15 protein-coding genes and 1 tRNA gene are annotated in these 12,129 nt (G+C 70.9%); 9 read left to right on the forward strand and 7 right to left on the reverse strand.

The window, feature by feature from the left end; all coding sequences use genetic code 11:
- The first annotated feature begins 2 nt into the window (after positions 1 to 2).
- The 6 genes from AC3EGR_RS00355 to AC3EGR_RS00380 all read left to right on the forward strand — a co-directional run bounded on the left by AC3EGR_RS00355 (position 3) and on the right by AC3EGR_RS00380 (position 5,692).
- Positions 3 to 980: a Bug family tripartite tricarboxylate transporter substrate binding protein gene (locus AC3EGR_RS00355; RefSeq protein WP_488544435.1), complete on the forward strand. Its 978-nt coding sequence runs from the start codon at positions 3 to 5 to the stop codon at positions 978 to 980.
- Between the two features lie 26 nt (positions 981 to 1,006).
- A complete protein-coding gene (locus AC3EGR_RS00360; RefSeq protein WP_488544436.1) occupies positions 1,007 to 2,497 on the forward strand; it encodes an aldehyde dehydrogenase family protein in 1,491 nt (496 codons plus the stop codon).
- Position 2,498: 1 nt separating this feature from the next.
- Complete coding sequence (locus tag AC3EGR_RS00365; protein ID WP_488544437.1) at positions 2,499 to 4,250, forward strand: thiamine pyrophosphate-requiring protein; 1,752 nt, start codon at positions 2,499 to 2,501, stop codon at positions 4,248 to 4,250.
- Positions 4,247 to 5,206, forward strand: a complete 960-nt coding sequence (locus AC3EGR_RS00370; RefSeq protein WP_488544438.1) for a PDR/VanB family oxidoreductase — start codon at positions 4,247 to 4,249, stop codon at positions 5,204 to 5,206. Before AC3EGR_RS00365 ends, AC3EGR_RS00370 begins: the two co-directional genes overlap by 4 nt.
- 61 nt (positions 5,207 to 5,267) lie before the next feature.
- Positions 5,268 to 5,352: transfer RNA gene (locus AC3EGR_RS00375), tRNA-Leu, on the forward strand.
- 55 nt (positions 5,353 to 5,407) lie between these two features.
- Entirely contained in the window at positions 5,408 to 5,692 is a 285-nt protein-coding gene (locus AC3EGR_RS00380; protein ID WP_488544439.1) for a KTSC domain-containing protein, read from the forward strand.
- Here AC3EGR_RS00380 and AC3EGR_RS00385 read toward each other — a convergent pair.
- From AC3EGR_RS00385 to AC3EGR_RS00410, 6 genes are all read right to left on the reverse strand, one after another.
- Positions 5,689 to 6,018: a hypothetical protein gene (locus AC3EGR_RS00385; protein WP_488544440.1), complete on the reverse strand. Its 330-nt coding sequence runs from the start codon at positions 6,016 to 6,018 to the stop codon at positions 5,689 to 5,691. The two genes, AC3EGR_RS00380 and AC3EGR_RS00385, sit on opposite strands and share 4 nt — an antisense overlap.
- Before the next feature lie 122 nt (positions 6,019 to 6,140).
- Entirely contained in the window at positions 6,141 to 6,371 is a 231-nt protein-coding gene (locus tag AC3EGR_RS00390) for a hypothetical protein (protein WP_488544441.1), read from the reverse strand.
- 121 nt (positions 6,372 to 6,492) lie between these two features.
- Positions 6,493 to 6,642, reverse strand: coding sequence for a hypothetical protein (locus AC3EGR_RS00395; RefSeq protein WP_488544442.1), 150 nt, complete (start codon positions 6,640 to 6,642; stop codon positions 6,493 to 6,495).
- A 104-nt stretch (positions 6,643 to 6,746) separates the two neighbouring features.
- Positions 6,747 to 7,973, reverse strand: a complete 1,227-nt coding sequence (locus AC3EGR_RS00400; protein ID WP_488544443.1) for an MFS transporter — start codon at positions 7,971 to 7,973, stop codon at positions 6,747 to 6,749.
- A 63-nt stretch (positions 7,974 to 8,036) separates the two neighbouring features.
- Positions 8,037 to 8,288 carry a hypothetical protein gene (locus tag AC3EGR_RS00405; protein ID WP_488544444.1) on the reverse strand — a complete coding sequence of 84 codons (252 nt, stop codon included), beginning with the start codon at positions 8,286 to 8,288 and terminating at the stop codon, positions 8,037 to 8,039.
- Positions 8,289 to 8,403: 115 nt separating this feature from the next.
- Positions 8,404 to 8,754, reverse strand: a complete 351-nt coding sequence (locus tag AC3EGR_RS00410) for a hypothetical protein (RefSeq protein WP_488544445.1) — start codon at positions 8,752 to 8,754, stop codon at positions 8,404 to 8,406.
- A 148-nt stretch (positions 8,755 to 8,902) separates the two neighbouring features.
- On the opposite strand from AC3EGR_RS00410, the gene AC3EGR_RS00415 reads away from it, so the two are divergent.
- Both AC3EGR_RS00415 and AC3EGR_RS00420 read left to right on the forward strand, forming a co-directional pair.
- Positions 8,903 to 9,331 carry a hypothetical protein gene (locus AC3EGR_RS00415; protein WP_488544446.1) on the forward strand — a complete coding sequence of 143 codons (429 nt, stop codon included), beginning with the start codon at positions 8,903 to 8,905 and terminating at the stop codon, positions 9,329 to 9,331.
- A gap of 22 nt (positions 9,332 to 9,353) precedes the next feature.
- Positions 9,354 to 10,091: an ABC transporter substrate-binding protein gene (locus AC3EGR_RS00420; RefSeq protein WP_488544447.1), complete on the forward strand. Its 738-nt coding sequence runs from the start codon at positions 9,354 to 9,356 to the stop codon at positions 10,089 to 10,091.
- Here the strand turns inward: AC3EGR_RS00420 and AC3EGR_RS00425 are convergent.
- On the reverse strand, positions 10,088 to 10,981 hold the full coding sequence (locus tag AC3EGR_RS00425) for an AraC family transcriptional regulator (protein WP_488544448.1): 894 nt from the start codon (positions 10,979 to 10,981) through the stop codon (positions 10,088 to 10,090). The genes AC3EGR_RS00420 and AC3EGR_RS00425 overlap by 4 nt on opposite strands.
- A 130-nt stretch (positions 10,982 to 11,111) precedes the next feature.
- On the opposite strand from AC3EGR_RS00425, the gene AC3EGR_RS00430 reads away from it, so the two are divergent.
- On the forward strand, positions 11,112 to 12,092 hold the full coding sequence (locus AC3EGR_RS00430) for a Bug family tripartite tricarboxylate transporter substrate binding protein (protein ID WP_488544449.1): 981 nt from the start codon (positions 11,112 to 11,114) through the stop codon (positions 12,090 to 12,092).
- Positions 12,093 to 12,129: the final 37 nt, after the last annotated feature.

Raw genomic sequence — 12,129 nt, forward strand, 5'->3', positions numbered from 1 at the left:
CCATGACACCGTCAAGACGCAACGTTCTGGCGGGCGGCCTCGCCGCCGTTCTCTCGCCGCGTGCGTTGCTGGCCCAGGCGCCCTTCCCGTCACGGCCAGTGCGCTTCGTGGTTCCCTATCCGCCCGGGGGTATCGCCGACGCGATGGCAAGGCTGCTGCAGCCCCTGCTGCAGGCGCAGCTCGGCCAGCCCGTGCTGGTGGAAAACAAGCCCGGCGCCGGCGGCAACCTGGGCACCGACCTGGTCGCCAAGTCTGCGGCGGATGGCCACACCCTCCTGTTCGGCGCGAGCGGTCCGCTTGCGGTGAACCGCACGCTGTACCAAGGCAAGCTCCCCTTCGATCCGGAGCGTGACCTGCGCGGCGTGGCGCAACTCGCCGCCTTTCCGCTCGTCCTGATCGTGCATCGCAAGCTGCCGGTGCAGAACACCGTGGAGTTCCTGGCATGGCTGCGCCACGGCGAGTCGAAGAGTTATGCGTCGGCCGGCAACGGAACGCCGCAACACCTGGCCGCCGAGCTCTTCGCGCGCAGCGCCGGCGTGAAGCTGGAGCACATCCCTTACCGCGGAGCGGCGCAGGCGATGGTGGACCTGATCCCCGGCCGCATCCCCTTCATGTTCGAGATCGCCGGTGGCGCGATCCCGCACATCGCCTCCGGCAGTGTGCGGCCGATCGCCGTCACGAGCGCGGAGCGCCTGCCTGCCTTGCGCGGAGTGCCCACGCTGTCCGAGTCGGGGCTGCCCGGCTTCAACTTCACCGCCTGGAATGGCGCGTCGGTGCCTGCGGCCACCCCGCAACCGGTGGTCATGCGCCTCAACGAGGTGTTTCAGCACGTGCTGCGCGATCCGGCCATCCGGCGCAGGTGGGAAGAGCTGGGGTCGCTGGTGGCGACCGGCCCCGCTTCCGATTTCGACGCGCTGGTGCAGTCCGAATCGCGCCGGCTCGGTGCCCTGGTGCGTGAACTCGGCGTTACCGCCGACTAGCGCCGCGGGCAGACAGAGGAGAAATGATGCTGACGAATGCGAACGAAACACCCGCCGCGTCTGGCCTGTTTATCGACGGCCGCTCGCTGCCGGCCGAGGGCGGCCGGACGTACGCCGTGCACAATCCCGCGCGCCCGGGCGAGGTGGTCGGGCATGCGGCCGCCGCGAGCCGCAAGGACGTGGACGCCGCCTTCGATGCTGCAAGCCGCGCCTTCCCGGCCTGGTCAGCACTGGGCTACGGCGAACGGGCGGGCTTCCTGCGCCGCATCGCGGAGCGCCTGACGCAGGACGAAGCCGAACTGCGACAGCGTATTCGCCTGTTCACGCGAGAGCACGGCAAGATCCTGAAGGAGTCGGCCGTGGAGATGGGACGCCTCGGCTCCCGCTTCACCCAGGCGGCCGACTACGCCGCGCGCCTGGAGCAGGACGAGCGCCTGCCCGGGCCGCCCTTCGACACCATCGTCACGCGCAAGCCGCGCGGCGTGGCCTTGCTGGTGGTGCCGTGGAACTGGCCGCTGTCCATCCTTGGCGCCAAGCTGCCGCAGGCCTTGCTGGCCGGCAGCACGGTGGTGGTCAAACTGCCGGAACAGGCGACCATCGCCCCCGCGCACACCGTGGCCATGATGGCCGAGATGCTGCCGCCGGGCGTGCTCAACGTCGTCACCGGGGATGCGGCCGAGATCGGCGACGCGATGCTGACGCATCCGAAGGTGGGTACCATCAACTTTACCGGCAGCGTCCGCGTGGGCAAGCACGTGATGCAGATGGCTGCGGCGCGCCTCACACCCGTGACGCTGGAGCTGGGCGGCAACGACGCTGCCCTGGTGTTCGACGACGCGAAGCTGGACCAGGATGCGCTCACACGCATGTACCTCGGAGCCTTCATGACGGCGGGGCAGATCTGCATGGCGATCAAGCGGCTCTATGTGCACCGCTCGCGCTATGACGAGGTGGTGCACGGGCTGTCCGCGATCGCCGCGCGGCAGGTGATCGGCGATCCCTTGCTGGAGCAGACCACCATGGGCCCCCTGAACAACGCGCGGCAGCTGAAGTTCGTTACGGCCCTGATCGAACAGGCGCGCAGCGCCGGTGCGCAGGTGCACGAGCTTGGCGAAGTGCCGGACGAGCCCCTGTACCGCGAAGGCTTCTTCCAGCGGCCCACGCTCGTGATGGATCCGGACTTGTCGCTGGACGTCGTGCGCGAGGAGCAGTTCGGCCCCGTGCTGCCGATCATCCCCGTGGACAGCGAGGCGCAAGCGATCGCGCTCGCGAACGATTCGCGCTTCGCCCTGTGCTCCTCGGTGTGGACGCAGGATTCGCAGCGGGCGCTGGCGGCCGCGCGACGGCTGGAAGCGGGCTACACCTACGTCAACGGCCACGGGCCGCTCGCGCAGGACAACCGCGCCCCCTTCGGCGGCTTCAAGGACAGCGGCATCGGCCGCAATCTCGGTTTCGAAGGCGTGCTGGGTTTCCTCGGCTGCCAAAGCATTTCCGCGCCTCAGGGGTGGCTGTTCTGACATGACCCAAGACTCGAACGACGCGCGCCCGCAGACCGCGGCCGAACAACTCCTGCGGGTGTGCGCATCGCAAGGCGTGAAGTACATCTTCAGCAACCTGGGCAGCGACCACCCGGCGTTCATCAGCGCCTTCGCCAAGCTGCGGGAAGAGGGCGCACCCATGCCCGAAGTGGTGGTCTGCCCGCACGAGATGACGACGCTCAGCGCGGCGGACGGTTACGCCATGGTGACGGGCCGGCCGCAGCTGGTGCTCGTGCACGTGGACGTCGGCACCCAGAACCTGGGCGCGAGCGTACACAACGCGGCACGCGGCCGCATCCCCGCGATCGTGGTGGCGGGCCTGTCGCCGGTGTCCACCGATCCCTCGGTTCCGGGACATCGCAACGAATACATCCACTACACGCAGGACACCACGCGCCAGAGCGACATTGTCGCGCCGTTCATGAAGTGGATGTACGAGCTGCGCGCCCCGGAGATGACGGAGGCGGTGGTGCGACGTGCGCTGCAGCTTGCTTCGACCGCGCCGCAGGGCCCGGTCTATCTCACCGGTGCGCGCGAATTGTGGGAAGCAGCCACGCCGGCGGCGGGCGAAGCCGCGGCCAACTGGACGCCGGCGCGCCTGGGAGCGCTCGCGCCCGCCGATGCGCGTGAACTGCACGACGCGCTCTGCCGCGCCCGGCGTCCGCTCGTGCTCACCAGCTATGCGGGACGTGAGCCGGAGGTGGTCGCCAAGCTGGTCGCGCTGGCGGAACGCTTCGGCGTCGGCGTGGTCGAACTGGGCCCGCAGTACGTCAGTTTCCCGGGCAGCCACGCCATGCACCTGGGTTACCAGCGCAACGTGCTGGTGGGGGAAGCCGACCTGATCCTGCTGCTGGACGTGGACGTGCCCTGGATGGAGTCCAACGTCAGCCCGCGGCCGGATGCGCGCGTGTTCCACGTCGACGTCGACCCCCTCAAGGGTGACCTGGGGTACTGGCACTTTCCGGTGCAGCGCAGCTACCACGCCAGCACCTGCGAGGTGCTGGACCAGCTGCTCGCCTTCGACGCAGCACCTGCGCAGGAAGGGCAGCAGGAGCGGCTCGCCTGGATCGCGCAGGCGAAGAAACGCTGCGCGCTGCCGCTGGCCGACGCACCGGCGACGGGCCCCATCACGCCGGTCGAACTCACGCGGGCGGTGCGCGAGCTGGTCGGCGAACGAACGGTGGTTCTGGTCGAGGCACCCTCGCACGCGATGATGATCGCCTCCGTGCTGCAGACCGATCGCCCCGGGGGCTACTACCAGAACCACGGCGCCGGCCTGGGCTGGGCCGTCAACGCAGCGGTCGGCGTGAAGCTGGCCGTGCCGGAAGCGGAAGTCATCACCCTTGTGGGCGACGGCTGCTTCCAGTTTGGCGTGCCGGCCAGCGCCTACTGGGTCGCCGGCGCCTGCGGCGCCCCCCAGCTCACGGTGATCTACAACAACGGCGGCTGGAAGTCGCCGCGCGTGTCCACCGAACTGGTGCACCCGGAGGGACCGGCCCATCGCAACGACACGTATTGGGTCGCGGCGGGCCGGGGGACGCGCTTCGAACAGATCGCGGAGGCGACCGGTGCGGCGGGATTCAGCGTGACCGCGCGGGCGGAGCTGCGATCCACGCTGGCGCAGGCACGCGAGGTCGTGCGCGGCGGCCGTAGCGCCGTGGTGAACGTCCACCTTGCGCCGGTCACGGCCCAGGTGCTCGGCCCCGCGCCGGTGGGCCGGGGTAAGGCGTGAGCGTCGAAGCGAGCCGCCTTCCCCTGCGGATCCAGTCCATCAGCTACGCCGCCGAAGGCGTGCTGCTGTTCGACCTGCGTGCACCCCAGGCATCGGAACTGCCCGCGTTCGAACCGGGCGCGCACGTCGACGTCCACATGACCACCGGCGTCGTGCGCAGCTACTCGCTGGTGAACAGCGCGAAGGAACGGCACCGCTACCTGATCGGGGTGAAGCGCGATCCGGCGAGCCGCGGCGGCTCTGCCTGGCTGCACGAACAGGCGCGCGCCGGCCAGCTGGTCGAGGTCAGCGTGCCCCGCAACAACTTCGCGCTGCACGAGCACGCGCCGGCGTCGGTGTTCCTTGCCGGTGGGATCGGTATCACGCCCTTGTGGAGCATGATCCAGCGGCTGCAGGAGCTGGACCGGCCGTGGGTCCTGCACTATGGCAACGCGAACCGCGCGACGGCGGCGTTGCTGGAGGAAGTGCAGGCAGCGCACCGCGCCGGCCGCGTTCACCTGTCGTTCGCGGACGAGGGTGACGCGAGGCTGGATGTGGAGCGCATCGTGCGCGAGGCGCCGCACGGCGCGCACTTCTATTGCTGCGGGCCTGCCGGCATGCTGCAGGCCTTCCAGGCGGCGTGCAGAGAGGTCGAGCCGGCGCGCGTGCATTTCGAAGCCTTCGGGCCGGCGGAGGCCTCCGCGCGCAGCGGCGGCTTCGTCGTGCATCTCGCGCGGACCGGCCGCAGCGTGCTGGTCGCGCCCGGGCGAACGATCCTCGAGACGCTGGAGGCCTGCGGCGTGGACGTGCCGTTCTCCTGCCGCGAGGGCGTCTGCGGCGCCTGCGAGACGCGCGTGCTGCGCGGCAAGCCGGAGCATCGCGACATGCTTTTGTCCGACGCGGACCGCGCGGCCGGCCGCACGATGATGGTGTGCTGCTCGGGGTCGCTCGGGCCCGAGCTCGAGCTCGACCTGTAGTCCCCTTCAGCCACGCTTCAGCTTGCGCCCGAAGCGCACCGCATACTCCGGCTTCCTGAACGCCCAGGTGGCGGAATTGGTAGACGCACTAGTTTCAGGTACTAGCGGGTAACTCCGTGGAGGTTCGAGTCCTCTCCTGGGCACCAAGCGGCAAGCGCCGCTCCCTATGATTCGCTTTCCCGCGGTTCACGGAGTGCAGGCATGCCCATCAAGGTCTTCACCAGCGGTCGCATCCGCAAGGCCGACTACGACCCTTCCTCCCGCCAGCTCGACCTGCACTGGGAGAACCAGTCCGTGACCGCGTACAAGCACGTGCCGGAAGAAGTGTTCCGCAGGCTCTGCAGCGCGCCCAACCCGGCGACCTACTGGGAGGACCGGATCGCGGAGGAATACCCGAAGGGCACGCCGAGGAACGCCGGCCGCGCGGCTGGCGGGAAGTCGCTCGAGGACCTGTTCAAGGACCCCGGAGAAGACCCACCAGGCTAGAGCCCGTGGTGGCAGCCGCCGATGCCGGCGCGGGTCGCGTCGGGCGCGGTCGGCACGTCGTCGCCGGCGGGCAGTGCGGTCTGCTCGATGACCAGGCGCTCCGAGACGGCGCCGGTGCGAGTGGCGACCGGCGCGGCGGCGAGTTGCTCGGGCACGCTCGGTGGCGCGGTCGGGGCGGGCGAGAAGAGGCCGGCCAGGGCGAGGCCGCCGATGAGCGTGGCAGCCGCGGCGCCTGCCCAGCGCGAGCGCATGCGTTCCGATCCGGGCGGCGGCGAGAGGGCGCCGTGTTCCGCTTCAGTTGCATTCTGGCGAACGAGGTAGCACATCGCGGGCTCCTTGCGCGTGGATGCTACGCAGTATGGTCAGGGTAGCCGCGGATGCAAGGACCGCGCGAGCAGCTCGGCGGCCGTGCCCCGTTGCCGGGCACGGTGCCGGAGCGTCGCATCCATCAGGTCTTCTTCACCTTCTCGCGGGCCGGGCCCGCGCCGGAGGCGCACACGGAGTTGGCATCGCGCTTCATGCCTTCGCAGGCGGGCCCCAGGGCGCGCTGCTGCAGTTCGATGCGGCGTGCCGAGTCGCGGACCATGGCGTTGGGCATGCTGCCGTTGGCCGCGGCGGCCGGCAGCGCGAGGACGAGGGCGCAGGCGCCCACGCCCCAGGCCAGGACGGGGTTGTACATGACGCTTTCCTTTGTGACGGTTGAGAAACACGCGCCCCCGGCGCGGCACGAAGCTGCCGCGTGGCACGCGGCGTGTGGCGTCAGGGGGGCGGCCGGTCCAGCGTGCGCTGGACGCGCGGCGTCACGGACTCTTGAGGTGGGCTGCCCGCGCGGCCGACGTATCGAGCCGCCGCGCATTGGAGCGCAGCACGCGCTGCCGTCGCACGAGCGGCCGCGGCGCAGCGACGGAGCTCATGAGCCCGGCGTGGTGCGTGCCGTGTGCGATCTGCATGGCACCACTCTAGCCGTGCCGCGCGCGTTTGGAAACCCCGATCGGTGTGGCGGTGCAGCATGCGATGCGGCACACCTGCGCGCCGAGCGGACCGGCAGCGCGGCTCAGGGCGGCGGCGCTTCGCTGAACGTCTGCCGCCGTGCGAGCCCCGGGAACAGCCGCCACCAGGACGCGACCACCAGCAGCGTCGCGACGCCGCCGAACAGGACGGAGCCGATCGGGCCGAACCACGCCGCCGTCGCGCCGGATTCGAATTCCCCCAGCTGGTTGCTGGCGCCGATGAACATGGAGTTCACGGCACCCACGCGGCCGCGCATGGCATCGGGCGTATCGAGCTGCACCAGCGTCTGGCGCACGACGACGCTCACCATGTCGGCGCCGCCGCTCAAGGCCAGCGCCACGAGCGACAGCAGGAAGCTGCTGGATGCGCCGAACACCAGCATGCACACGCCGTAGAAAGCGACCGCGCCCAGCAGCCAGCGTCCCACGTGCGCGCGGATCGGATGCCGCGTCAGGAGCAGCGAGGTGGCGAGCGCGCCCACGGCAGGCGCCGCCCGCAGCGCGCCCAGTCCTTCCGGGCCCACGTGCAGGATGTCCTTGGCGAAGATGGGCAGCAGCGCCGTGGCGCCGCCGAACAGCACGGCCATGAGGTCCAGCGACACGGCGCCCAGCAGCGGCTTGCGCGTCCAGATGAAATGCGCGCCGGCCAGCATGGAGCGCAAGGTCGTGGGCTCGCGCTGGCTCACGACCCGGCGGTCCTGCAGCTTCAGGATCGTGAAGAAGGCGCCTGCAAGCAGCAGCACCGCCGCGACGTAGACCGCCGTGCCGGTGCCGATGAAGAGGACGCCGGCCGCGGCCGGCCCGCCGATGACGGCCACCTGGTTGCCGGCGGAGCTCATCGCCATGGCGCGTGCCAGCAGCCCGGGCGGCACGAGGTTGGGCACCAGCGACTGTTGTGCTGGCATCTGGAAGGTGCGTGCGGCGCCCAGCAGCATGGAGACGCCGAACAGCAGTTCGCGCGAAAGATGTCCGCCCACCGTCGCGGCCAGCAGCACCGCCGCGGCGAGCATCTGCACCGCCTGGGTGGCCGCGAGGATGCGGCCACGGTGATGGCGGTCGGCCAGGTGGCCGGCGGGCAGCGTGAACACGAGCACGGGCAGGAACTGCAGCAGGCCGACCAGGCCCAGGTCCCAGGCGCTGCCCGTCAGCTCGTACATCTGCCAGGCGGCGGCCACCATCATCATCTGCGTGGCGGCACCGGCCAGGATGCGGCCGCTCCACAGCCGCAGGAACTCGCGTTCGGCGAACAGGCTGCGCAGCTCGCCGCTCAAGGACGGCGCGCCATGGGGGCGGAGGAAAAGCTCATCCGCCGATCATAGGCAGCCAGCGCCGCCCTACTTTTCGGAACCCAAAGCCTGGTTCGCGCTGGGCGCCTTGGCGCCGCGCCCCGGTGTTCCCTTGTCCGCGAGCTTGCGGCCCTTGCCGTCGGAGGGGCGCTCCGCGCGGGTGCCCAGGCCGCCGGTGCGGCCCGCGCGCGGCGGCATCGGCTCCTTGGGCGCCGACTTGTCGTGGCCGGCGCAATCCTTCTCCTGCACGACAGAGGCTTCGGCAGGGTCGGTGGTGGCGGGCTGGCGCTTCAAAGCCATGGCTTGCTCCTGGGTGTGTGGCACAGCTTCCCAAGAGGGCAAGCGCGGCGGTGCAGGAGCGGCGGAGCTTCGGGCGTCGGACGGTGCGCTACGTGATCGTGCAGCGGCGCGCCGCTCACATCCGGCCCTGGCGCTCCACCTCGGCGGCCACCCGCAGGCAACGCCACGAAAGGACGCGAATGCAGGCGATGTGTTCGTTCAGCAGGCGATCGGCCGGTTCGGTCCCCGCGGGATGCGCCATGTGGGCGTCCTTCCACAGCGCGTGGATGAGCTCGGCATGCGACACGAGCAGCGCGGACCAGGCCACGGTCACTTGCGGCATGCCCGCGCAGAAGGCCTTGATCTCGTCGATCTCGCCGCTGACCTGTTCGTACAACTCCATGTCCAGCCAGGTGCCCGCCAGCGCGCGCACGTGGCCCTCGTAGCGCGCCAATGCGGCCGCGGCCTGCAAGGCCGTGACGTGCAAGACTGCAGAATGGCTGGCGGACATCATTCCCCCTCGCAGCGCGATCTTCGGCGCGCGCCGGGAAACACACTCCCGCAGCATAGACCCGCGGACAGGCAAGCAGTGAGTGCGAGCAGACCACCGGCGCGGCACACTTGTAAAAGGCGTCATGAGCAGGCAAGAACCTCCCGTCCTCACCGCCAGCCAGGCCTTCCACCAGGCGCGCGCGGGGCGCCGCGTCATGGGCTGGAAGCTGGACCGTTCCGAACGCGACGCCCTGCTGGCGCGCTTTCCCGCCCGCTACGGCAACGTCGTTGCCGACCACGTCACGCTCAAGGCGCGGGTGCACGAGGACGCCGTGCTGCCGCCGGTGGCCACCGGCGTGATCGTCGGCCGCAGCGACGACGGCCGCGGCGTCGAAGCCATGGTGGTGCAGCTCGATGGCAGCACGGACCGCCCGGACGGCAGCACGTACCACATCACCTGGTCGCTGGGCCCCGGCCGGCGGGCGGTGGAGAGCAACGACGTGATCCGCCAGCGCGGCTGGGAGCCGCTCGATCCCCCCGTGCCGGTGCGGCTGGAGCCCGCGCTGTTCTGAACTTGCGGTATGGTCGCGGGCCATGAACCTGCCCGCGCCCCTGGCCAAGAGCTTCACGCCGCAAGGCGCCCTGCGCGCCTCCATCAACCTGGGCAACCCCATCCTGGCGGGCAGGGATGCGGCCACCGGCGAAGCCAGGGGCGTATCGGTCGACCTCGCGCGCGCCTTCGCGCAGCGCCTGGGCGTGCCGCTGGAACTGGTGGTCTTCGACACGGCGGGCAAGTCGGTGGATGCCGTTGCCGGCGAGCAGGCCGACATCGGCTTTTTCGCCATCGATCCCAAGCGCAGCGAACACATCGCCTTCACCCCGCCGTACGTGCTGATCGAAGGCTGCTACCTCGTGCGCAACGCTTCGCCGCTGCGTGCGAACGAGGAAGTGGACCGCGCCGGGCACCGCGTCGTGGTGGGCAAGGGCAGCGCCTACGACCTGTACCTGTCGCGCGAGCTGAAGGCCGCGCAGGTCGTGCACGCGCCCTCGTCGCCGGCGGTGGTGCAGCACTTCGTGGACAGCGGCGCCGAGGTGGCGGCCGGCGTGAAGCAGCAGCTGGAGATGGACGCCAGGCGCATCGGCGGCCTGCGCCTGCTGCCCGGACGCTTCATGGTGATCCGCCAGGCCATGGGCTGCCCGCGCAGCCGCGGGGCGGAAGCGGCCGCCGCCCTGTCCGCCTTCGTCGAGGAGATGAAGGCCAGCGGCTTCGTCGCCGAAGCGCTCGCGCGCCACGGCATCGAAGGCGCGTCGGTCGCACCGGCGGGAGCTTAAGCCGCGCTGCGCACGCCGCGTGCCACCAGCCCGCGGTATGAGGACGGCGTCTCGCCGACGCTGCGCGCGAAGAACTTCGTGAAGTAGGCCGGATCCGCGTAACCCAGCTGGGCCGCGATCTGCGCCACCGGCGCCGCGGTGTACGCGAGCAGGCGGCGGGCTTCCAGCAGCAGGCGTTCGTGCAGCAGCTGCTGTGCCGACTGGCCAGCCACGTTGCGGCAGGCGCGGCTCAGGTGGTCGGCGCTCACGCCCAGCGCCTGCGCATAGAAGGCCAGCGGCTGCTGCCGCCGGAAGTTCGCTTCCACCAGAGTGCGGTAGCGCTGCACCAGCGTGTCGCGGGCGCCGCGGGGCTTTTGCAAGGCGTGCTGCGCGCCGCGCAGGCGCAGGAAGGCCACCGCCAGCAGCGTCGCCTGCGCGAGCAGCGCGTGGACGCGGCCGGGCGCGTCGGCGAGGAACTCGCGCGCCAGGGCCTCGAACTGCCGCACGCTTTCGCCTGCCGTCGCCGCGGCTGCGTCGCCGTCCACGAGGAAGGAGGCGGACAAGGTGTCCTGCGCGAGCTCGGAGCCACCGAGCAACTGCCTGAGCGTGCCGGTGGGGATGGTGAGCTGGTGGCCGACCGCGTCGCGGCTGTAGGTGAAGCCGTGCACGGAGCCCGGCGCCACCATCAGCAGCACCGGCGCCGCCGCCTCGAACGCGCGGCCGTCGATGCTGCCGCGCACGGTGCCCCGCGCGAGCAGCTGGAACTGGTGCAGGCCCTCGTGGCGGTGGGCCGGAATCGTCCAGTCCATCTCCTGGCCGCGCACCGCCACCGCCTCGTAGTGGACGCAGTCGTCCGGCTGGTCGTGGCGGACCTCGCGGAAGGGAACCAGGAGCAGGGGCGCGGGCTTCATGGCGCGATTGTGCGGCGATGCCGGAAAAGTACAAGCCGGCGCCCCATTCGTCCATCGCCACCGGCGCGGCGGCCGCGCATGATCCACGCGTTCACCCCCGACGCGGGCCGCGCGCCCCTGGAGACAAGCGATGCAAAGACGAGACTTCCTGGCCGGCGGCGCCGGCCTGGCCGCCCTGGGCTTGACCGGTGCCAGCCGCGCCCAGCCCCTCAACGGCAACGCCTTCATCATCTCGGGCTTCCCGCCCGGGGGCATGGGCGACTACGTGGCCCGGCCGATCGCCGACAAGCTGCGCGGCAAGTACGCCAGCAACGTGCTGGTCGAGGCGAAGGTGGGCGCGGGCGGCCGCATCGCCACCGAATACGTCAAGCGCGCCGCGCCCGACGGCCTGACCATCCTGCAGATTCCCAGCGGCGTGATGGCCTTGTACCCGCACACCTACCGCAAGCTGGCCTATGACCCGCTGGCCGACTTCGTGCCGGTGACGAGCACGGTCACCTACCAGTTCGTCGTGACCGCCGGGCCCGGCCTGCCGGCGGACATCCGCACGCTGCCGGACCTGCTGAAGTGGGCCAAGGCCAATCCGAAGCAGGCGAGCTACGGCGTGCCCGCGGCGGGGTCGGCCCTGCATTTCGTCGGCATGATGCTCACGCGCGAATCGGGCGTGGAGATGCAGGCCGTGCCTTACCGCGGCGGCGCGCCGCTGCTGGCCGACGTCCTGGGCGGCCAGATCCCGGTGAGCATCAACGTGCTGGGCGAAGTGCTGCCGCACATCAGGAGCGGCAAGCTGCGCGGCCTGGCGGTCACGAGCGCACAGCGCTCCGTCTTCCTGCCCGAGGTGCCCACGCTGGTGGAGCAGGGCTACAAGGACATCGTGGTGCAGGAGTACCTGGGCTGGTTCGTGCCCGCGCGCACGCCGCCCGAGGTCGTCAACCGGCTGAACGCCCAGGTGCGCGAAGCGCTCGCCTCGCCCGAGTACGTCAAGGCGCTGGCGGACAACGGCCTGCAGCCGCTGCACCAGTCGCCGGAGGAGTTCGGCCGCATCCTGAAGGCGGATTACGCGCGCTGGCAACCGGTGGTGAAGGCGAGCGGCTTCACGGCGGAGGACTGAGCGCGTGAGCCACACCCCGACCGGCGCCGGCGCGCGC

The sequence above is a fragment of the Ramlibacter sp. G4-7 genome, from assembly GCF_057784995.1.